This is a genomic window from Streptomyces sp. NPDC055103 (genome assembly GCF_053607625.1).
Map to the genome: position 1 here is coordinate 85,943 of NZ_JBSGTX010000011.1, position 20,525 is coordinate 106,467.

Below are 20,525 nucleotides of genomic sequence, written 5' to 3' on the forward strand. Positions count from 1 at the left end.
AGTCCTACAGCGCCGCCGCCCACTCCACGAGCGCGTCGAAGTCCGGCCGGAGCAGTCCGATCCGGGGGTCGACGCGCAGCAACAGGGCGGCGGCGAGGTGGTTCCGCTCCACGTACTCGCGGTCGTACGACGTGATGTCGTCGTCGACCCAGGCGAACGGCCGCCCCTCCGCGTACTCCAGGATGTACTGCGTCTTCCAGAAGGTCCCGCGAGGGGCCTTCCCGTGCATTCGGGGCCAGTCGATGAACGGCAGCTCGGGCAGCCCGAGTTGCGGTCCTATCCAGTCGTTCGCCTCGTCCTTCCACGTCGTCGCCCACACCAGCTCGTACGCCTCGGCGAGCGCGAGCAGCTCGCCCCCGTGCTCCGGATTCAGCCACACGCGCAGGGGCTTCGCCTCGAACAGCCAGCCGCTCGGTCGCATCCGGTGCGTCGTGTACCCCTCCGGGCGCCGCTCGCGCTGCGCCGCGTACGGATTCAGCGGCCCGTCCACATCGATCAGCAGCAGTGGCTTCGTCATGTCCACAGCATTCCGTTCCCGACCCCGATGAGGCGTCGAAATATCAGGTGAGACATTCATGTCTCATTCGGTGTATGGTCGTCTCATGTCAGTCGATCGCACCCAGGTGCTCCACAGCGCCGCCGCCCTGCTCTCCCGCAAGGCGACCGCCACCATGGACGAGGTCGCGCGGGCCGCCGGGATCGGCCGGGCCACGCTGCACCGGCACTTCGCCGGGCGCGACGCCCTGGTCAGGGCGCTGGAGGAGCTGGGGATCCAGGAGCTGGAGGCGGCCCTCGACCAGGCCCGCCTCGACGAGGGGCCCGCCGACGAGGCCGTACGCCGGCTCGTCGCCGGGATGGAGCCGATGGCCCCGCTGCTGTCGTTCCTCGTCACCGAGAACCAGCTCTTCGAGGGCGACCAGCAGAACGACGGCTGGGCCCGTCTCGACACCCGGGTCTCCGACCTGTTCCGGCGCGGCCAGGAACAGGGCACCTTCCGGATCGATCTGACCCCCGCCTGGCTGACCGAGGCCCTCTACGGGCTCATCGGTTCGGGCGCCTGGGCCGTGCAGGACGGCCGGGTCGCCGCCAAGGACTTCCAGTACATGATCGTCGAGCTGCTGCTCGGCGGAGCACGCAGGAGCGTGGAGAAGTGAGCACCAGCACCGTCAAGCACCCGGACCATATCGAGGGCGTGCACCGCCCCGGCCGGTGGCTCGCCCTTTCCGTTCTCGTCCTGGCCGTCCTCCTCGTCGCCGTGGACGCCACGGTGCTCGGTCTCGCCACCCCCTTCCTCTCCGAGGACCTCAAGCCCACGGGCACCCAGCTGCTCTGGATCGGCGACGTCTACTCGTTCGTCATCGCCGGATTCCTGGTCTCCATGGGCAGCCTCGGCGACCGCATCGGCCGGAAGAAGCTGCTGCTCGTCGGTGCCACGGCCTTCGGCGCCGTCTCCGTCCTGAACGCCTACGCGACCAGCCCCGAGATGATGATCGTGGCCCGCGCGCTCCTCGGCGTCGCCGGCGCCACCCTGATGCCGTCCACCCTGGCGCTCATCCGGAACCTCTTCCACGACCCGCGCGAGCGCAGCCTCGCCATCGGCATCTGGGGCGCCATGGCCTCGGCCGGTGCCGCCGTCGGACCGGTCGTCGGCGGATTCCTCCTGGAGCACTTCTGGTGGGGCTCGGTCTTCCTCATCAACCTGCCCGTCATGGCCGTCCTCGTCCTCGTCGGCATCAAGATGATCCCCGAGTCGAAGAACCCGAACCCGGGCCCCTGGGACCTCCCCAGCGTCGGCCTCTCTCTCGTCGGCGTGATCGCCGTCGTATACGCGATCAAGGAGCTGGCCTCCCACGGCCTCTCCCTCGACGCGGCGCTGGCCGCCCTCGCCGGTGCCGCCGCCCTGACCTGGTTCGTCCGCAGGCAGCTGACCCTGCCCGCCCCGCTCCTGGACATGCGCCTCTTCCGCAACCGCGGCTTCTCCGGCGCGGTCCTCGCGGACCTGCTGACCATCCTGGGCCTCTCCGGCCTGGTGTTCTTCCTGTCCCAGTTCTTCCAGCTGGTCCAAGGCCGCCAGCCCCTGGAGGCCGGACTTGCCGAGCTCCCCGCCGCCGTCGGCGCGGTCACGGCCGGTCTCGTCGCCGGTGTCGTCGCCCGGCGGTTCTCCGTGCGGTCCGTCGTGGCGGGCGGCCTCGCGGCCGTCGGTCTCTCCCTCGCCGTCCTCACGACGATCGACGGGAGCAGCAGCTATCCGATGCTCGGCGCGAGCCTGCTCGTCGTCGGTGTGGGAGCCGGCTTCGCCTTCACCGTCACCGCCGACGTGATCCTCTCCAGCGTCCCGAAGGAGCAGGCGGGTTCCGCGTCAGCCGTCTCCGAGACCGCGTACGAACTCGGCGCCGCGCTCGGAATCGCCGTACTCGGCTCGATCGTGACCGGTGTCTACCGTGACTTCGTCACCCCGGCCGGAGTCCCCTCCGACATCGCCTCGGCCGCCCACGAGTCGCTCGGCGGCGCCGTCGAGGCCTCCGGCGCCCTCGCCCCGGACGCGGCGACGGCCCTGGTGTCGGCCGCGCAGCTCGCCTTCGTCGACGGTCTGCGGATCGCGGCCGGCGCCGGCGCGGCGGTCCTCCTCGCGGCCTCCGTCGCGGCCTGGTTCCTGCTCAGGGGCCAGAAGCTGGAGGACGGCGTCGAACACTGACGCCCGGGGAACACGCCGGTGCCCCCGTACAGCCGGACTGTACGGGAGCACCAGCACACGTGAACACGTGCGTACGCAGGGGACCGCGGGCGTACGCAGGGGACGCGAGCGTACGCAGGGGAACGCGGGCGTACGAGCGTTACTAGCGTTACGCGGCCTTCGCCTTGGTGGCGTACATGTCGACGTACTCCTGCCCGGACAGCCGCATCACCTCGGCCATCACCGAGTCCGTCACCGCCCGCAGGACGTAACGGTCGCGGTCCATGCCGTCGTACCGCGAGAACTCCATCGGCTCGCCGAAGCGGACCGTGACCTTGCCCGGCCGCGGCACGCCCGCCCCGCCCGGCTGGATCTTGTCGGTGCCGATCATCGCGAACGGCACCACCGGCGCGCCGGTCATCAGGGTCAGCCGGGCGATGCCCGTACGGCCCCGGTACAGCCGGCCGTCGGGGGAGCGGGTGCCCTCCGGGTAGATCGAGAAGACCTTGCCCTCGTCCAGGACCCGACGCCCGGTCATCAGCGCCGCCACACCGCCGCGACCGCCGTCCCGGTCCACCGGGATCATGCCGACGCTGGTGAAGAACCAGGCCATCGCCCGGCCCTTGATGCCCTTGCCCGTCACGTACTCGTCCTTGCCGATGAAGAAGACCTGACGGTCCAGGCAGATCGGCATGATCATCGAGTCGATGAAGGTCAGGTGGTTGCCCGCGAGGATGACGGGACCGGTCCCCGGGATGTTCTCGGCGCCCTCCACGCGGGGGCGGAACATCAGGCGCATGACCGGCCCGAGCACTGCCTTGATGATCGCGAGACGGGACAACGGTTCCTCCGGGGGTGGCGCGGGGTGCGGGCCGGCTGACGGTGCAGCTGGCGACGATACTCGCGGGTCACCGCCGTACGCACATCGGGTTCACCGAGTGGATACGCAGTGTTGACGTGTGTTTCCGCCATGTTCGGCAGAGGTCTGCCGTCCGTAGGGCCTCTGTGCCTAGCGTCGGAGCTCCCCGTTGACAGGTGCGGGACATCACACACGAGGAGCCTTCATGACCCAGGGCGAGCGCCGGACCCCGGCACGGCGGACCGTTCTCGGAGCGGCCGGAGCCGCTGCCGTACTGGGGGCCTCGACGGCCCTCTCCACGGGCACCGCCCACGCCGACGAGGCCACGGCCGGCGAGGCCCGCGGCGACGGCAGGGGCCACGGCTACCGCTCCCTCCCCGTCCCCACCGTCATCGCCCACCGCGGCGCCAGCGGCTATCGCCCCGAGCACACCCTCGGCTCCTACCGCCACGCACTCGACCTCGGCGCCCACGTCATCGAGCAGGACCTCGTCCCCACCCGGGACGGCCACCTCGTCTGCCGCCACGAGAACGACATCACCGGCACCACCGACGTCGCCGACCACCCCGAGTTCGCCTCCCGGAAGACCACCAAGAGCATCGACGGCACCACGCTCACCGGCTGGTTCACCGAGGACTTCACGCTCGCCGAGCTCAAGACGCTGCGCGCGAAGGAGCGCATCCCCGCCACCCGCCAGGAGAACACCCTCTACGACGGCCGCTGGACGGTCCCCACCTTCGAGGAGGTCCTGCGCTGGGCCGAGGAGGAGGGCCGCCGCCGGGGCCGCGAGGTCTGGCTGCACGTCGAGACCAAGCACCCCACCTACTTCCGCTCCCTCGGCCTCGGCCTGGAGGAGCGGCTCGCCAAGCTCCTGCGCCGCTACGGACGCCACCGCGCGAACTCGCCGGTCTTCCTGCAGTCCTTCGAGCCCAGCAGCATCCAGCGACTGGCGAAGCTGGTCGACTCCCCGGGAGTGGTCCTGCTCTCCGCCGCGAGCAGCCGCCCCTGGGACTTCGTCCTGGCCGGGGACCCGCGCACCGTCGCCGACCTGGTCACGCCCGAGGGCCTGCGCTGGATCGCCTCGTACGCGCAGGGCATCGGCCCCACGCTCGACCTGGTCATCCCGAAGGACGCGACCGGGCGCCTCGGCACCCCGACCACCCTCGTCCGCGACGCGCACGCCGAGGGGCTGCTCCTCCACCCGTACACGCACCGCAACGAGAACAGCTTCCTGCCCGCCGACTTCCGCCGGGGCACGGACCCGACGGCGTACGGCGACGCCTTCGGGGCCCTGAAGCGGTACCTGGAGACGGGGATCGACGGCATCTTCTCCGACAACCCCGACACGGCGCTGCTCGCCGCCGCGGACTTCACGGCCGCCCGCGACTGACGGAACCGGGAGGAGGTCGCGCGGCCGGCGCCGCACGACCTCCTCCCGGGTGGTTTACGCCCCGCACCGCAACCGCGCCCCCGCACCCGCACATCGTGCCGGTCATGACCACCCCCGAGACCGCCCCCGGCACCACCGTCACGCCGGCACCCGAGACCGCTCCCACGCCGGCCGGCCGGCCCCACCCGCACGCGCACGCGGCTCCCCACCCGGCCCCCGCCCCCGCCTCCACCGTGCCCCCCGGCCTCCTGGCCGCCCTCGCCCCGCTCCTCGCCGCCGAGTCGGACGCCGAGGCTCCGGCCGCCGGCGTCGACCCGAGCGACCTCGAACAGGCCGTCTGGCTCCGTCTCCTGGAGCGCCTCCAGGAGACCGGCGCCCCCGAGCGCCCCGCCGACTGGCTGCGCCGCGCCGTCCGCGCAGAGGCCCGCCGCGCCCGCCGGACCACCGACCGCGAGCGCCCCTATCAGGACGAGCCCGCCCCGCCGCCGGACACCGAAGGCCCGCACAGCTCCCCGGAGACCACGCTCCTCGTCGCCGAACGCCACCGCACCCTGCGCGCCGCCGTCACCCGAACGCCCGGCAGGTGCCCGCGCCTGCTCACCGCGATGCTCGATCCGGAGGACCCCACCTACCGAGAAATCGCAGGAGAGTTGGGTATCTCACAGGGCAGTCTGGGGCCGACGCGTTCCCGTTGCCTGGGATGCCTGCGCAGAATGCTGGCTGCAGAGGTTCCCGCCCCCGGCCGACGGGGAAGGGTGCGATAAACCGACGGCGAACCACATGAGCGGGAGGCGTGCACACATGGGCCTGAGTGTGACCATCTCAGCAGCGGACGCACAGGACGCGGAGCACATCCTGAAGCTGCAGTACCTCTGCTACCAGAGTGAGGCGGAGCTGTACGGGGACTGGTCCATCGAACCGCTCACCCAGTCGCTCGACGCCCTGCGCGCCGAACTGGACGAGGGGTACGGCCTGGTGGCCAGGCTCGGCGACGAGGTCGTCGCCTCCGTACGGGCCCGCCTCGACGAGGACGGCACGGTACGGATCGCCAAGCTGATCGTCCACCCGCGCATGCGGCGCCACGGCCTCGGAGGACGGCTCCTCGACGGCATCGAACGCCACTTCGCCGCCGAGACCACGCCGGCGGAGCCCTCCGCCAAGCGCTTCCAGCTCTTCACCGGCCACCGCAGCGAGGGCAATCTGCGGCTCTACCGCAGCAAGGGGTACGCGCAGGTGGCGGCCCGCGAAGTGGGGCCGAAGCTCACCCTGGTGACCCTGGAGAAGGCCGCCGCCTGACTCAGGCGGACGCCACCGCGCGGGACCGGCGGAGCCACCAGATGCCGGTCATCGGCAGCAGGACCGGAATGAAGAGGTACCCGTACCCGTAGTCCGACCAGACCGTCGCGTCCGGGAAGGCGGACGGCTCCACCAGGGTCCAGGTCCCGACCACCAGGACGCCCGCGAGCTCGGCGGCGCAGCACACCAGCGCCGCCCTGCGGGCCGTCTCCCCGCCCCGCACCAGCGTGTAGGTGATGAAGGCGTAGACCACGGCCGCCACCGCCGACAGGGAGTACGCGAGCGGCGCCCGGTCGAACTCGGTCGCGATCTGGTAGATCGAGCGCGATACCGCGCCGACCGACATCACGCCGTACAGCCAGACGAGCAGGATGCCCGGGCCCGAGACGAGACGGGTCCTCGCGCCCCGCGCCGCCTTCTCCTGGATCTCCGCCATGGTCAGCCCACCGTCCAGATGTCGTAGAGACGCACTTCGAGCACGGCGAGGACGACCGCACCGGCGGCCACGGTCGCCGAGCCCCACCGGCTGCGCTCCGCGAGCGACATGAACCCGGCGATCGGCACCGCGCACAGCGCGCCCAGCAGATAGGCGACGAAGATCGTCGCGCCCTCCTCGGCCTTCTCGCCGCGCACCAGCTGCACGATGCCGACGACCAGCTGGACCAGCACCAGGAAGGTCACCACGGCCATGCCGATGAAGTGCCAGTCCTTGGTCGGCTGGTCCCGGAAGGCGGCGAAGCCGCACCAGGCGGCGAGGGCGAGCGCGGCCACGGAGACCGTGACCGTCAGGGCGTCGAGCATGCGCCCGAGGGTATTACGGTCCGAAAGGCCCGATGCGCTCGCCCCCCGGAAGGCGGTGGCCGCCCACCCCGTGGCCTTGGCCACACCAGCCGCCCGCCCCCGGTCCGCCGGCCGGCGCCGACGGCACCGGCCGGCCGGGCCCGCCCCCGCAGGCCACGCGCGGGGGAGCGGCACGCACGCGCCCCCAGCGGGTGTCCGTATGGCATCTCAGGGGTGTCCGCTATTCGGACGCCCCCCTTTCGTTCGCGAGTGCGCATGCTTTACTTGCAGACATGACCACGACGAGCAGCCGCACCCTTGCGACCGAGGCGATCACGACGCCCGGTGCTCGTTGTATGTGTCGAATGTGCGCCTTCTGAGGGCCCCCGCCTGAGTTTCGCGCCCCGAAGCGAGACCCGACGGCCAGCCGATCCCCCGCCATCCGGCGGCGGACCGTGCCTGCCCCGCGCACTCGCCGCCCCCGGCCACCCACCGGACCGGCCTCCGTGCGCCTGGCTGTCCGAACGACGAATGCCCCGTGCCCGGCGGACCCCGCGCCGCGCACTCGACAGTGACGGAAACCCTGTGATCACCACTTCGGGCCTGACCAAGGTCTACGAGTCGCGCGGCCGCCAGGTCACCGCTCTGGACGGCGTCGACCTGCACGTCCGCGAGGGCGAGGTCTTCGGCGTGATCGGCCAGAGCGGCGCCGGCAAGTCCTCGCTCATCCGCTGCGTCAACCTCCTGGAGCGCCCCACCTCCGGCACCGTGACCGTCGACGGAGTCGACCTCACCGCCCTCGCCGGCAAGGGCCGCCGCGCCGGCAAGGACCTGCGCCGGGCGCGCAGCAGCATCGGCATGGTCTTCCAGCACTTCAACCTGCTGTCCTCCCGCACGGTCAAGGACAACATCGAGCTCCCCCTGGAGATCCTCGGCGTCTCCGGCGCCGAGCGCTCCCGCCGCGCCCTCGAACTCCTCGACCTCGTCGGCCTCGCCGACAAGGCCAAGTCCTACCCGGGCCAGCTCTCCGGCGGCCAGAAGCAGCGCGTCGGCATCGCCCGCGCCCTCGCCGGCGAGCCCAAGGTCCTCCTCTCCGACGAGGCCACCAGCGCCCTCGACCCGGAGACCACCCGCTCCATCCTCCAGCTCCTGCGCGACCTCAACCAGCAGCTCGGCCTCACCGTCCTGCTGATCACGCACGAGATGGACGTCGTCAAGACGATCTGCGACTCCGCCGCCCTCATGCAGCACGGCCGCGTCGTCGAGTCCGGCACCGTCACCGAACTGCTCGCCACCCCCGGCTCCCAGCTGGCGGCCGAACTCTTCCCGGTGAGCGGCGCCGCCACGGGCCCCGAACGCACGGTCGTCGACGTCACCTTCCACGGCGAGTCCGCGACCCAGCCGGTCATCTCCCAGCTCTCCCGCACCTACAACATCGACATCTCGATCCTCGGGGCGGCGATGGACACGGTGGGCGGCAAGCAGATCGGCCGGATGCGGATCGAGCTCCCCGGACGGTACGAGGACAACGTCGTCCCGATCGGCTTCCTGCGCGAGCAGGGCCTCCAGGTCGAACACGTCGAAGAGGACGCCGAGGCGCCGGCCGACACCGCGCCCGTACTGGCCAAGGAAGGTGCCAAGTGACCTGGTCCGAGATGCAGCCCCTGCTGGAGCAGGGCACCGTCGACACGCTCTACATGGTCCTCTGGGCCGCCGTCGTCACCGTGCTCGGCGGCCTGCCGCTCGGCATCCTCCTCGTCCTCACGGACAAGGGCGGACTGCTGCAGAACCGGCCGGTGAACAAGATCGTCGGTGCGATCGTGAACATCGGGCGTTCGCTGCCCTTCATCATCCTGCTGATCGCGCTGATCCCCTTCACCACCTTCGTCGTCGGCACCTTCATCGGTCCCACCGCGATGATCGTGCCGCTCGCCATCGGCGCCATCCCCTTCTTCGCGCGCCTCGTCGAGACGGCGATCCGCGAGGTCGACCACGGGCTCGTCGAGGCCGTCCAGGCCATGGGCGGCGGCATCCCCACCATCGTCCGCAAGGTGCTGCTCCCGCAGGCCCTGCCCTCCCTCGTCTCGGGCGTCACCACCACCGTGATCGTGCTCATCGGCTACTCGGCCATGGCCGGCGCGGTCGGCGGCGAGGGCCTCGGCTCCAAGGCCGTCACCTACGGATACCAGCGCTTCGACACGACGTTCATGCTCGTCACCGTCGTCGTCCTGGTCCTGATCGTGACCGTCGTCCAGCTCATCGGCGACGGAGTCGTCCGGCTCCTCGCCCGCCGGGGCCGCACGGCCTGAGCCGCACGGCCCGAGACGTACCGCGGGCCACGCCCCACCCCAAGGCTTCGTTTTTCGAAGAACAGCCCGGACTTGTTGTCCAGGCGTCCACCGCTCCACCGGAAAGAGGCACTCTTCGTGCGTAAGAACATCAAGCTCACCGCCGGTATCGCCGCCACCGCCGCCCTCGCCCTCGGCCTCACCGCCTGCGGCACCTCCTCGGACCCGTCCTCCACCAAGGACTCGGCCGGCTCCGGCGACACCTCCAAGCCGCTCGTCGTCGCCGCGTCGCCGACGCCGCACGCCGACATCCTCAACTTCGTCAAGGACAAGCTGGCCGAGAAGGAAGGCCTGAAGCTGGAGGTGAAGGAGGTCACGGACTACGTCCTGCCGAACACCGCCACCCAGTCCGGCCAGGTCGACGCCAACTTCTTCCAGCACAAGCCGTACCTCGACGACTTCAACCAGAAGAACAAGACCACCATCGTCCCCGTGGTCAACGTCCACCTGGAGCCGCTGGGCCTCTACTCCAAGAGCCTCAAGTCGGTGAAGGACATCAAGCCCGGCCAGACGATCGCCGTCCCCAACGACACCACCAACGGCGGCCGCGCGCTCCAGTTGCTCGCCGCGAACGGCCTGATCACCGTCAAGCCGGGAGTCGGCACCAACGCCAAGCTCTCCGACATCACCGACAAGAAGGGCCTGGAGTTCAAGGAGCTGGAGGCCGCCACCGTGCCCCGCGCCCTGAACGACGTGGACGCCGCCGTCATCAACGGCAACTACGCCATCGAGGCCGACCTCTCGCCGGCGAAGGACGCCCTCGTCCTGGAGAAGGCCGAAGGCAACCCGTACGCCAACTTCCTCGCCGTCAAGGCGGGCAACGAGAAGGACGCCCGCGTGCAGAAGCTCGCCAAGCTCCTCAACTCGCCCGAGGCGAAGAAGTACATCGAGGACACCTACAAGGGCTCGGTCGTCCCGGCTTTCGGCGCCGTCGCCAACTAGGGCCCGGCATCCGAGGAACCGTCAGACCGGTTCCCCCGTACAGTCCTTGCGCAGGAGGCCCCCCGCACCCCGTCCGGTGCGCGGGGCCTTCGCCGCACCCCCACCCGGCCATGCACGCCGACGTCCGCATGCTGCATGCTGTGCGTTCACGGTCGATTCGGACGGTTCACGGCATGGAGCTGAGCATGACTACCACCTTTCCGGACATCTCCATCAACACGGACCGGTTGGTGCTGCGCGCGCTCGAGGAAGCCGACGCCCCGGCTCTGGCCGAGATGATGAACGACGAGATGGTCGGGGCGTGGACGGCCGTCCCCCAGCCGTACACCGAGGACGCCGCCCGCCGCTGGATCACCGAGTACGCCCCCACCGAGCGCGCCGCCGGCCGGGGCCTCGACCTCGCCGTCACCGAGTTCCTCACCCAGCGCCTCGTGGGCATCGTCCAACTGAGCAACACCAACTGGCGCGTCCGCTCCACCGAGCTCTCCTACATCGTCGCCCCCTGGGCCCGCGGCGAGGGATACGCCTCCGAGGCCGCGCTCGCCACCGCCCAGTGGGTCTTCGGCGACCAGAAGTTCGAGCGCCTCGAACTCCGCACGGCCGCGGACAACACCGCCTCCCAGCAGGTCGCCCAGAAGATCGGCTGCATCAGCGAAGGCGTCCTGCGCAACGCCTGCATAGCCCGCACCCGCACCGAGGACGGCAACTGGACCGAGCTGCGCACCGACTTCATCGTCTGGGGCCTCCTCCCCGAGGACCTCGACGGCGTCGCCGACCAGATGGCCGAGGCCGGATACTCCTCGTACACCGACTGGAGCTGAGCGCCGGACACCGCGCCGGGGAGCCGAGCCCGAAAGCCCGCCCGGGGTACGCTCGACACGCCCCCGACCTGCGACGACACCACAGGAGACAGACGACGATGGCTGACCGGGTCACGGTGATCGGCTGGGACGGCTCGCCCCTCACCGCGGCAGCCCGGTCCGCGCTCTCCGCCGCCACCCTCGTGGCCGGCGCCGCCCACCACCTGGCGCTCCCCGAGGTGCCCCCCGCCGCCGAACGCATCCGCCTCGGCAGCGTCGACCTCGCCGCCCGCCGCATCGCGGGACACCGCGGCACCGCCGTCGTCCTCGCCGACGGCGACCCGGGCTTCTTCGGCGTCGTCCGCGTCCTGCGCGCCCCCGAGCACGGCCTGGAGGTCGAGGTCGTCCCCGCCGTCTCCTCCGTCGCCGCCGCCTTCGCCCGCGCGGGGATGCCCTGGGAGGACGCCAGGATCGTGGTCGCCCACCAGCGCACCCTGCGCCGCGCGGTGAACGTCTGCCGCGCGCACCCCAAGGTCGCCGTCCTCACCTCACCGGGCGCGGGACCCGCCGAACTCGCCCTTCTCCTCGACGGGGTCCACCGCACCTTCGTCGTCTGCGAGGAGCTCGGCACCGACCGCGAACAGGTCTCCGTCCTCACCTCCGACAGGGCCGCCGACCACTCCTGGCGCGACCCGAACGTCGTCCTCGTCATCGGAGGAGTGGGCGGCGCGGGCTCCGGCACGCCGACCGCCCCCTGGCTGATGGGCCAGGACCCGGCCGTGCGGCCCGTACGCGGCTGGGGCCTGCCCGCCGAGGAGTACGCCCCCGAGGGGCGCGGCGCGCGGGGACCCGGCCCCGGCGCCCCCGCTACCGCCCCGGCGCCGCGGCCCGGCGCGGGGCAGGACCCCGCACTGCGCGCCGCCCAGCTGGCCCGCCTCGGCCCCCGCGTCGGCGACCTCGTCTGGGACATCGGCTGCGCGGGCGGCGCGTTCGCCGTCGAGGCCGCCCGCTTCGGCGCCGCCGTCATCGCCGTCGACACCGACCCGGCCGCCTGCGCCCGCACCGAGGCCGCCGCCCGCCGACACGGCGTACCGCTCCAGACCGTCCAGGGCCGGGCACCGCACGTCCTGGAGAACCTCCCCGAACCCGATGTCGTCCGCATCGCGGCGGGCGGAGTTCCCGTCGTCACCGCCTGCACCGACCGGCGCCCGGAGCGCATCGTCGCCCACGCCTCCACCCGCGACGAGGCGGAGGCCATCGGCACCGCCCTCGCCGACGGCGGCTACGCCGTCGAGAGCCTCCTCCTCCAGACCGTCGGACTCGACCCGGACGACTGGTCGGAACGCGAGCGGTCGGTCGTGTTCCTGCTGGCCGGACGCAGGAGCGACGGCGCCCCGTGACCCTGCCGCCCCTGACGGGCAGGTAGGCTGGCCGATTGTTGTACCGCACTGGGACGTTCGGCATTTCTCCCCCTCGCTACGCTGGGGAGACCCATCGAATGTCTCGAATCGGCAGGCCCTCTCGGCTCGCTGATGTGGTACGGAGCAAGGGGGGACCGCGCGACGTGGCGCAGTCCACAGCACGCCGTGGCGGATCTGCCTGCCACGACGGCCGAGGGCCGCGACAATGAGTGGGTGTCCGCGTGTCCTTCGTGCCGCGCGGCGCGTGCGCTCGTTGTTCTCGACGGGCGCAGGTCTGAAGAAAGCACAAGCGATGGGCGAGGGGTACGCATGACGGACACCGGCCAGGTCTCGGGCGAGGGACTGCCGGAGAACGCAGGCATGGTCGAGCAGCCGGGCATCCCCGCACCGGGCGCGTACACCTTCCTGGACCCCTCCGAGCAGGCAACCGAAGACGACGACATCCTTCTCATGCCGGGCGCCCAGGGCGCCTGGAGTGAGCACCCGCCGGGCGTCGCGCCCGCGCCGCCGGTCGCCGTACCGGCCCCGCAGGCAACCCCCGCGGTCCCGCACCAGGGCGCGCAGCCCGTGGCCCTTGCTCCGGAGGCCCCGATGGGCGACCCGCTCACCGACCCGCTCCCGGAATCCTTCGTCCTCGCCGACGTCCTGACCGCTCCTCAGCCCCAGCCGCCCGTGCAGGCGCAGGCCGTGGGCACGCCGGCGCACGGGACTCCGGTCCACGGCACGCCGGCGCACGGCACTCCCGCGCACGGCACTCCCGCGCAAGGCACTCCTCCGCACGGCACGCCGACCCACGGCACCCCGACGCACGGCACTCCCGTCCACGGCACGCCGGCGCACGGCGTACCCATGGCCGCGCAGGAGCCCGTCCTCGCGGACCACGGCTACGAGCCCGGCATCCTCGACACCGGCGCCCACGAGGCCGCGGGCCGCGACTCCGGTTCGGTCGACCTCGGCGGCGTCCGCGTCCCGCCGCCGGCCGGCGCTCCGATTCCGCAGCCCGCCCGGCGCCCGCTGCACATGGGCCCGCCCGTGCCCGAGGCCGGCGGCGTCGTGCTCTCGCTCGCCGACCGCGGTCCGGCCGCGGTGCCCGCCCCGGCCCCGCAGTCCGCGCCGTTCGTGGCGACCGCCCCCGCGCCGATGCCCGTGCGGAACCAGGGACCGCCGACGACGGGCCCCGAGTACTTCGACATCCCGCAGGACCAGCAGCTCGCGCCGCAGGGCGCCGAGCCGTGGGCCGCGCAGCCGCAGGAGGCCGTGGCCCCGCAGCCGGTCCTCCCCGCAGAAACGGTCGTCCCGCCGACCGGGCAGTTCGTCCAGGTCGAGGGCTCCGTCCCGACAGCCCCGCACCTGGCCCCGACCCCGGTCGCCGAGGCCCAGGAGCCGACGGCTCCCGTGGCCGCCGCTCCCGAGACGGTGGGCGAGCCCGCGCAGGAGCCGGTCGAGGCCGAGGTCCCGGAGCCCGCCGAGACCCAGGCCACCGTGCCCGCCCCGCGCGAGGCGGAGCCGGCCGCGGAGGCCCCCGTACTGGTATCGGAGACCGAGCAGGCGCCCGAGGCCGAGGAGTCGGCGCAGGCCGCCGAGCCCGAGGCTCTCGTGGAGCAGGCAGCGGCGGAGGCGTTCGTCGCCGCGGAGGCCCCCGAGGCGGAGACCACGGCCGAAGCGGTGGCGCCGGAACACCCGGAGCAGCCCGCCCAGGTCGAGCTCACGGACCAGGCGGCGGCGCAGCCCGTGGCCGAGGCGGCCGAGGCGGTTCTCGAGGTGGCTCCCACCCAGGAGCCCGAGCCCGAGGCGACCGCGGACCCCGAGGGCGGCTTCGTGGACGCGGCGGACCTGGTGGAGGCCGACGAACTCCCGGCGACGGAACAGCAGACGGCCACGGAAGAGCAGACCGTCACGGCCGAAGCGACCGCGACCGACGAGCGAGGAGCCACGGACGCCGAACTCCTCGTCACAGAAGAGGAACAGGAAGCGCCCCTGGAAGCGCCGATCGCCGGGGCTCCGACTCCCGACGCCCAGGCACCCGACACGCCGCCTGTCGACGCCCAGGCACCCAGCACGCCGCCTGTCGACGCCCAGGCACCCAACATCCCGCCCGTCGACGCTCCGGCACCCAACATCCCGCCTGTCGACGCCACGACGCTCGACGCTCCGGCACCCAACACGCCGCCTGTCGACGCCACGAATCCCGACGCCACGAATCCCGACGCTCCGGCACCCGGCTACGCCGACGCCGAGCGTGAGGCCGTCCTGCGCGTGATGCGCGAGCGCCGCGACATCCGGAACGGCTTCCGCTCGGACCCGATTCCGCACGAGGTGCTGCTCCGCGTCCTGGAGGCCGCGCACACGGCCCCCAGCGTCGGCCACTCACAGCCCTGGGACTTCGTCGTCATCCGCTCCGCCGAGACCCGGCAGACGATGCACGAGCTGGCCCAGCGACAGCGCGACGCCTACGCCAAGTCGCTGCCGAAGGCCCGGGCGAAGCAGTTCAAGGAACTGAAGATCGAGGCCATCCTCGACACCCCGGTGAACATCGTCGTGACCGCCGACCCCACCCGGGGCGGCCGCCACACGCTGGGCCGCTACACGCAGCCGCAGATGGCCCCGTACTCCTCCGCGCTAGCCGTGGAGAACCTCTGGCTGGCGGCCAGGGCCGAGGGCCTCGGCGTCGGCTGGGTCAGCTTCTTCGACGAGCGCGAGATGGTCCGCACGCTCGGCCTGCCGGAGCACCTCGAAGTGGTCGCGTACCTCTGCGTGGGTTACGTCGACGAGTTCCCCGCCGAGCCGGAACTGGCACAGGCGGGCTGGTCCAAGCGCCGCCCGCTGTCCTGGGTGGTGCACGAGGAGACGTACGGCCGTCGCGCCCTGCCGGGCGAGGAACCGCACGACCTGCTCCAGGAGACGGTCGCCAACATCCGCCCGCTGGACGCCAAGGCGCTCGGCGAGGCCTGGGAGCGCCAGAAGCGCATGACCAAGCCGGCCGGCGCCCTCGGCATGCTGGAGATCATCTCCGCGCAGCTCTCCGGCCTCTCCCGTATGTGCCCTCCGCCGATTCCGGAGCCGGCGGCCGTGGCGATCTTCGCCGGCGACCATGGTGTGCACGCTCAGGGCGTCACGCCCTGGCCGCAGGAGGTCACGGGCCAGATGGTGGCCAACTTCCTCGGCGGGGGAGCGGTCTGCAACGCCTTCGCGAACCAGGTGGGTGCCGAGGTCTGCGTCATCGACGTGGGTGTGGCCTCCGAACTCCCGGCGACCCCGGGTCTCCTTCCCCGTAAGGTCCGCCCGGGCACGGGCGACTTCACCACGGGTCTCGCGATGAGCCGTGAAGAGGTCCTGGCCGCGGTCGAGGTGGGCATCGAAACGGCCCGCGACCTGGTCGCGGCGGGCAACAAGGCGATTCTCACCGGCGAGATGGGCATCGCGAACACCACCGCGTCCGCAGCACTGATCTCGGTCTACACCGGGGTCGACGCCGCCGAGGTCACGGGCCGCGGCACGGGCATCAACGACGAGACGCACGCCCGCAAGGTGGACGTGGTCCGCCGCGCACTGGCCCTGCACAAGCCGGACCCGGCGGACCCGATCGGCGTCCTCTCGGCGATCGGCGGCCTGGAGCACGCGGCCCTCGTGGGCCTGATCCTGGGCGCGGCCTCGCTCCGTACGCCGGTCATCCTCGACGGCGTCTCCACCGGCGCGGCGGCCCTCGTGGCCCGCGCGATCGCCCCGGAGTCGCTCGCGGCCTGCATCGCCGGCCACCGCAGCGCGGAGCCGGGCCACGTGGCGGCCCTGAACAAGCTGGGCCTGCGCCCCCTGGTCGACCTGGACCTCCGCCTCGGCGAAGGCACGGGCGCCCTCCTGGCGCTCCCCCTGGTCCAGAGCGCGGCGCGCGCGATGCACGAGGTGGCCACGTTCGACTCGGCGGGAGTCACCGAGAAGTAGCACGACCGGCGCGTCTCCCACCCACGCAGGGGAGTGGGGGACGCGCAGGGGCCGTGTTCGGGACGTAGAGCGTGTTTTGTGGCGCATGAGCGCCTCCGACCCGAATGGGCCCGAAGGCGCCGTAAAACATGCAGTCCCGAACACGGCCCCTGCGCGTCCCTCACGCACGCGCCCACGACCGGGAGATCCGTCACAGCGTGACTTCACTCCGCCCCCGATATCGTGGGAGCGCGGGGCAGCGCCCCCGCCAGCCCCACCAGCCCCACCAGCCGCTTCACCGCAGCAGCGGCCCCCCGTACACATCCTTCCGAGGAGCCGCTCACCCATGGCCGAGCACACCGAGAACGCGACGCACCCCGCCTACCCCGTCGGACTGCGCCTCGCCGGCCGCCGCGTCGTCGTTCTCGGCGGCGGCCAGGTCGCCCAGCGCCGCCTGCCCGCGCTGATCGCCGCGGGCGCCGAGATCACGCTGATCTCCCCGTCCGCGACCCCTTCCGTGGAGGCGATGGCGGAGGCGGGCGAGATCACCTGGATCACGCGTCGGTACGAGGACGGTGACCTCGCCGACACGTGGTACGCGCTGGTGGCCACCACCGACGCGACCGCCAACGCCGCCGCCTCCGCCGAGGCCGAGCGGACCCGCACCTGGTGCGTGCGCGCGGACGACGCCGAGGCGGCCACCGCCTGGACCCCGGCCACGGGCCGCGACGCGGGCGTCACCGTCGCCGTGCTCACCGGCCACGACCCCCGCCGCTCCGCCGCCGTGCGCGACGCGATCGTCGAGGGCCTCCGTGACGGCTCGATCGCGGCGCCCGCGCACCGCTCGCGTACCCCCTTCGTCGCCCTGGTCGGCGGCGGCCCCGGCGACCCGGACCTGATCACCGTCCGCGGCCGCCGTCTGCTGGCCGAGGCCGACGTGGTCATCGCCGACCGGCTCGGCCCCCGTGACCTCCTCGACGAGCTGCCCCCGCACGTCGAGGTGATCGACGCGGCCAAGATCCCGTACGGCCGCTTCATGGCCCAGGAGGCCATCAACAACGCGCTGATCGAGCACGCGAAGGCCGGGAAGTCGGTGGTCCGCCTCAAGGGCGGCGACCCGTTCGTCTTCGGCCGGGGAATGGAGGAGGCCCAGGCACTCGCCGCCGAGGGCATCGCCTGCACGGTCGTCCCGGGCATCTCCAGCTCGATCTCGGTCCCGGGCGCGGCCGGCATCCCGGTCACGCACCGCGGGGTGGCCCACGAGTTCACGGTGGTGAGCGGGCACGTCGCTCCCGACGACCCGCGCTCGCTCGTCGACTGGGCCTCGCTCGCGAAGCTCACCGGCACCCTGGTGATCCTCATGGGCGTCGACAAGATCGGGAAGATCGCCGAGGCGCTCATCGCCCACGGCAAGGCCCCGGAGACGCCGCTGGCGCTCGTCCAGGAGGGCACCACGGCGGCCCAGCGCAGGGTGGACGCCACGCTCGCGACCGTCGCGGAGACGGTCAAGGCCGAAGAGGTCCGCCCGCCCGCGGTCATCGTCATCGGCGCCGTCGTCGGCGAGGGACCCGGCAAGCTGGTGAAGTAACCAGAGGTAACTGAAACCTGTCACCAAGCGTCGCGCACCATTGGCACCACACCCCGGACAAGGCAGTATCACCCCGTGGCCGAACTCATCACGATCGACGACCCCGACGACCCGCGCCTGCGCGACTACACCGGTCTGACCGACGTCGAACTCCGGCGCAGACGCGAGCCCGCAGAGGGTCTGTTCATCGCGGAGGGCGAGAAGGTCATCCGGCGCGCCCGGCAGGCCGGGTACGAGATGCGGTCGATGCTGCTCTCCGCCAAGTGGGTCGACGTCATGCGCGATGTCATCGACGAGGTCCCGGCGCCGGTGTACGCGGTCCAGCCGGACCTGGCCGAACGCGTCACCGGCTACCACGTGCACCGCGGCGCCCTCGCGTCCATGCAGCGCAAGCCGCTGCCGGACGCGGCGGAGCTGCTCGCGGGCGCCCGCCGGGTGGTGATCATGGAGTCGGTCAACGACCACACCAACATCGGTGCGATCTTCCGCAGCGCCGCGGCCCTGGGCATGGACGCGGTCCTGCTCTCCCCGGACTGCGCGGACCCGCTCTACCGGCGCTCCGTCAAGGTCTCGATGGGCGCGGTCTTCTCCGTCCCGTACGCCCGCCTGGAGAGCTGGCCCCGCGGTCTGGAGACGGTACGGGAGGCGGGGTTCAAGCTCCTCGCGCTGACTCCGGCGGAGAAGGCGACCTCGATCGACGAGGCGGCCCCGCACCGACTGGAGCGGGTGGCGCTGATGCTCGGCGCGGAGGGCGAGGGCCTCTCCACGCAGGCGCTGCGCGCGGCCGACGAGTGGGTCCGGATCCCGATGGCCCACGGCGTGGACTCGCTCAACGTGGGCGCGGCGGCGGCGGTCGCGTTCTACGCGGTGGCGACGGGCCGCCCGGAATCCTGAGGCTCGCGGCAACACCACGAAGCCGACCGAGGCCCCAGGGGCCTTCAGGTCGGCTTCGGCCGTTCCAGGGGCCCTCGGCTTCGGCTAACCCTGCAAGGCCTGCGCGGCGGCGATGCCCAGGGCGACGACCAGCGTGACGACCACGAAGACGAAGAGGCGCTGCCGCAGCAGGCGGGGGTTGGCGGGGCGGCGGCCGGTGGACGTCGAGCGGGCGCCCGGCCGGGTGCCGGGACGGGACTGAGGGGCGCGTGAGCCGCCGGTCCGCGGTCCGGTGGAGGAGGGCCGTGAGATCTGCCCCGCGCCCCGGGCCTGCTGCCCCCGCTGCTCGCGCTCGGCGTCCCGGTCGGGACCGTGGCCGCGGGTGTCCCGCTCCGTGTACCGCTCGGTCGGCCGGACGGTGTTCCGCTCCTCGGCGCGCTCGCGCTGGACGGGCGGACGAGAGACCGGCAGGCCCTGTGCCTCGCGCGCGGCGATCTCCTTGAGGCGCATCGACAGCTGGAGGGTGCTGGGACGTTCCTCGGGGTCCTTCGCCAGGCAGGCCCGGATCAGCGGGGCCAGGGCGTCGGGGACTCCGTGCAGCTGGGGTTCCTCGTGTACGACCCGGTAGAGCATGACCTCCGAACTCCCGTGCCCGAAGGGGGAGTCGGCCATCGCGGCGTAGGCGAGGGTGGCGCCGAGGGAGAAGACGTCGGTGGCGGGGGTGACGGCCGCGCCGCGGACCTGCTCGGGGGCGAGGAAGCCGGGTGAGCCCACGGCCGTCCCCACGTGGGTGAGGGTGCTGGCTCCGGTGGCCCAGGCGATCCCGAAGTCGATGATGCGGGGGCCCTTGGGGGAGAGCAGGATGTTCGAGGGCTTCAGGTCGCGGTGGACGACTCCGGCCTCGTGGACGGCGACCAGGCCCTCCGAGAGCGCGGCCCCGATCGAGGCCACGTCGGCGGCGCGCAGCCCGCCCTCCTCGGCGACCCGGTCGTGCAGCGAGGGGCCGGGCACGTACTGCGTGGCGAACCAGGGGCGGTCGGCCTCCAGGTCGGCGGCGACCAGCCGGGCCGTGCAGCCGCCGCGGATGCGCCGGGCCGCGGACACCTCGCGGGCGAAGCGCGACCGGAACTCCTGGTCCTCGGCCAGGTCGGGCCGGATCACCTTGAGTGCCACGCGCTGACCGCGCCGGTCGGACCCGAGGTACACGACCCCCATCCCGCCGGCCCCCAGCCTGCGGTGGAGCCGGAACGACCCGACGATCCGCGGATCCTCGCGCCGGAGCCGCATCATCGCCATGTCCGTCCCCTCGTCCGTTCGACGTGGCACAGCTTACGTAGTGCCGCCCGAACGTGCTCATAGGCCGCGCCCTCGCAGCGGGATCGATTGTCAGTGCTGAGGGGGACGGCAAGGGGTCTCGCGCCCGGCGGCCCCGCACCAACCCCCGTCCTCTGTAGATCACTTGACGAACCGTCGCGACAGCTCGGCCGGACGGCGGCGGGCGGCTTCCCCAGCCGAGGAACCCCGGGATCCGGACAGGGCGGACGGAAGTGAGCGATGTCACGCCTGGTGACCTGCCGCACACCCCGACGCCCACCGGTCGCCACCCCGACGCGCACCGGTCGCCACCCCGAGGCTC

18 protein-coding genes are annotated in these 20,525 nt (G+C 72.6%); 13 read left to right on the top strand and 5 right to left on the bottom strand.

What is annotated here, in order from left to right:
• Positions 1-4 precede the first annotated feature (4 nt).
• The gene (locus ACWFR1_RS10120) at positions 5-517 is read right to left on the bottom strand and encodes an HAD domain-containing protein (RefSeq protein WP_453548664.1); all 513 of its coding nucleotides are present in this window, start codon (positions 515-517) and stop codon (positions 5-7) included.
• An 85-nt stretch (positions 518-602) separates the two neighbouring features.
• On the opposite strand from ACWFR1_RS10120, the gene ACWFR1_RS10125 reads away from it, so the two are divergent.
• On the top strand, positions 603-1,154 hold the full coding sequence (locus ACWFR1_RS10125; protein ID WP_453548666.1) for a TetR/AcrR family transcriptional regulator: 552 nt from the start codon (positions 603-605) through the stop codon (positions 1,152-1,154).
• On the top strand, positions 1,151-2,695 hold the full coding sequence (locus tag ACWFR1_RS10130) for an MFS transporter (protein WP_453548668.1): 1,545 nt from the start codon (positions 1,151-1,153) through the stop codon (positions 2,693-2,695). The genes ACWFR1_RS10125 and ACWFR1_RS10130 overlap by 4 nt, the downstream gene beginning before the upstream one ends.
• Before the next feature lie 148 nt (positions 2,696-2,843).
• Here ACWFR1_RS10130 and ACWFR1_RS10135 read toward each other — a convergent pair whose 3' ends face one another.
• Entirely contained in the window at positions 2,844-3,515 is a 672-nt protein-coding gene (locus tag ACWFR1_RS10135; protein WP_453548670.1) for a lysophospholipid acyltransferase family protein, read from the bottom strand.
• A 223-nt stretch (positions 3,516-3,738) separates the two neighbouring features.
• On the opposite strand from ACWFR1_RS10135, the gene ACWFR1_RS10140 reads away from it, so the two are divergent.
• From ACWFR1_RS10140 to ACWFR1_RS10150, 3 genes are all read left to right on the top strand, one after another.
• Entirely contained in the window at positions 3,739-4,923 is a 1,185-nt protein-coding gene (locus tag ACWFR1_RS10140; protein ID WP_453548672.1) for a glycerophosphodiester phosphodiesterase, read from the top strand.
• A 104-nt stretch (positions 4,924-5,027) separates the two neighbouring features.
• Positions 5,028-5,687, top strand: coding sequence for a sigma-70 family RNA polymerase sigma factor (locus tag ACWFR1_RS10145; protein WP_453548674.1), 660 nt, complete (start codon positions 5,028-5,030; stop codon positions 5,685-5,687).
• A gap of 37 nt (positions 5,688-5,724) precedes the next feature.
• Positions 5,725-6,219 (top strand): GNAT family N-acetyltransferase, encoded by a 495-nt coding sequence (locus tag ACWFR1_RS10150; protein WP_453548676.1) that lies wholly within the window; start codon positions 5,725-5,727, stop codon positions 6,217-6,219.
• A gap of 1 nt (position 6,220) precedes the next feature.
• Here ACWFR1_RS10150 and ACWFR1_RS10155 read toward each other — a convergent pair whose 3' ends face one another.
• Positions 6,221-6,655, bottom strand: a complete 435-nt coding sequence (locus tag ACWFR1_RS10155; protein ID WP_453548678.1) for a hypothetical protein — start codon at positions 6,653-6,655, stop codon at positions 6,221-6,223.
• Between the two features lie 2 nt (positions 6,656-6,657).
• A complete protein-coding gene (locus tag ACWFR1_RS10160; protein WP_453548680.1) occupies positions 6,658-7,020 on the bottom strand; it encodes a hypothetical protein in 363 nt (120 codons plus the stop codon).
• A gap of 564 nt (positions 7,021-7,584) precedes the next feature.
• On the opposite strand from ACWFR1_RS10160, the gene ACWFR1_RS10165 reads away from it, so the two are divergent.
• The 8 genes from ACWFR1_RS10165 (at position 7,585) to ACWFR1_RS10200 (ending at position 18,910) form a co-directional block, all read left to right on the top strand.
• Positions 7,585-8,643 carry a methionine ABC transporter ATP-binding protein gene (locus tag ACWFR1_RS10165; RefSeq protein ID WP_453548682.1) on the top strand — a complete coding sequence of 353 codons (1,059 nt, stop codon included), beginning with the start codon at positions 7,585-7,587 and terminating at the stop codon, positions 8,641-8,643.
• Positions 8,640-9,308, top strand: coding sequence for a methionine ABC transporter permease (locus ACWFR1_RS10170; RefSeq protein ID WP_453548684.1), 669 nt, complete (start codon positions 8,640-8,642; stop codon positions 9,306-9,308). Before ACWFR1_RS10165 ends, ACWFR1_RS10170 begins: the two co-directional genes overlap by 4 nt.
• Before the next feature lie 117 nt (positions 9,309-9,425).
• Complete coding sequence (locus tag ACWFR1_RS10175; protein WP_453548687.1) at positions 9,426-10,289, top strand: MetQ/NlpA family ABC transporter substrate-binding protein; 864 nt, start codon at positions 9,426-9,428, stop codon at positions 10,287-10,289.
• A 185-nt stretch (positions 10,290-10,474) separates the two neighbouring features.
• Complete coding sequence (locus tag ACWFR1_RS10180; protein WP_453548690.1) at positions 10,475-11,110, top strand: GNAT family N-acetyltransferase; 636 nt, start codon at positions 10,475-10,477, stop codon at positions 11,108-11,110.
• Between the two features lie 98 nt (positions 11,111-11,208).
• Positions 11,209-12,489 (top strand): precorrin-6y C5,15-methyltransferase (decarboxylating) subunit CbiE, encoded by a 1,281-nt coding sequence (gene cbiE / locus ACWFR1_RS10185; protein WP_453548692.1) that lies wholly within the window; start codon positions 11,209-11,211, stop codon positions 12,487-12,489.
• A gap of 330 nt (positions 12,490-12,819) precedes the next feature.
• Positions 12,820-16,449, top strand: coding sequence for a nicotinate-nucleotide--dimethylbenzimidazole phosphoribosyltransferase (cobT, locus tag ACWFR1_RS10190; protein ID WP_453548694.1), 3,630 nt, complete (start codon positions 12,820-12,822; stop codon positions 16,447-16,449).
• A gap of 325 nt (positions 16,450-16,774) precedes the next feature.
• Positions 16,775-18,016 (top strand): uroporphyrinogen-III C-methyltransferase, encoded by a 1,242-nt coding sequence (gene cobA / locus ACWFR1_RS10195; RefSeq protein ID WP_453548696.1) that lies wholly within the window; start codon positions 16,775-16,777, stop codon positions 18,014-18,016.
• Between the two features lie 75 nt (positions 18,017-18,091).
• Positions 18,092-18,910 carry a TrmH family RNA methyltransferase gene (locus tag ACWFR1_RS10200; RefSeq protein ID WP_453548698.1) on the top strand — a complete coding sequence of 273 codons (819 nt, stop codon included), beginning with the start codon at positions 18,092-18,094 and terminating at the stop codon, positions 18,908-18,910.
• Positions 18,911-18,994: 84 nt separating this feature from the next.
• Here ACWFR1_RS10200 and ACWFR1_RS10205 read toward each other — a convergent pair whose 3' ends face one another.
• Complete coding sequence (locus ACWFR1_RS10205) at positions 18,995-20,185, bottom strand: serine/threonine-protein kinase (RefSeq protein ID WP_453548700.1); 1,191 nt, start codon at positions 20,183-20,185, stop codon at positions 18,995-18,997.
• Positions 20,186-20,525 lie beyond the last annotated feature (340 nt).

Excerpts from the sequence above, each read along its gene's own strand:
- ACWFR1_RS10120 (WP_453548664.1), bottom strand. The coding sequence starts at position 517 with ATGACGAAGCCACTGCTGCTGATCGATGTGGACGGGCCGCTGAATCCG.
- ACWFR1_RS10125 (WP_453548666.1), top strand. The coding sequence starts at position 603 with ATGTCAGTCGATCGCACCCAGGTGCTCCACAGCGCCGCCGCCCTGCTC.
- ACWFR1_RS10140 (WP_453548672.1), top strand. The coding sequence starts at position 3,739 with ATGACCCAGGGCGAGCGCCGGACCCCGGCACGGCGGACCGTTCTCGGA.
- ACWFR1_RS10145 (WP_453548674.1), top strand. The coding sequence starts at position 5,028 with ATGACCACCCCCGAGACCGCCCCCGGCACCACCGTCACGCCGGCACCC.
- ACWFR1_RS10150 (WP_453548676.1), top strand. The coding sequence starts at position 5,725 with ATGGGCCTGAGTGTGACCATCTCAGCAGCGGACGCACAGGACGCGGAG.
- ACWFR1_RS10155 (WP_453548678.1), bottom strand. The coding sequence starts at position 6,655 with ATGGCGGAGATCCAGGAGAAGGCGGCGCGGGGCGCGAGGACCCGTCTC.
- ACWFR1_RS10160 (WP_453548680.1), bottom strand. The coding sequence starts at position 7,020 with ATGCTCGACGCCCTGACGGTCACGGTCTCCGTGGCCGCGCTCGCCCTC.
- ACWFR1_RS10180 (WP_453548690.1), top strand. The coding sequence starts at position 10,475 with ATGACTACCACCTTTCCGGACATCTCCATCAACACGGACCGGTTGGTG.
- cbiE (WP_453548692.1), top strand. The coding sequence starts at position 11,209 with ATGGCTGACCGGGTCACGGTGATCGGCTGGGACGGCTCGCCCCTCACC.
- cobT (WP_453548694.1), top strand. The coding sequence starts at position 12,820 with ATGACGGACACCGGCCAGGTCTCGGGCGAGGGACTGCCGGAGAACGCA.
- cobA (WP_453548696.1), top strand. The coding sequence starts at position 16,775 with ATGGCCGAGCACACCGAGAACGCGACGCACCCCGCCTACCCCGTCGGA.
- ACWFR1_RS10205 (WP_453548700.1), bottom strand. The coding sequence starts at position 20,185 with ATGGCGATGATGCGGCTCCGGCGCGAGGATCCGCGGATCGTCGGGTCG.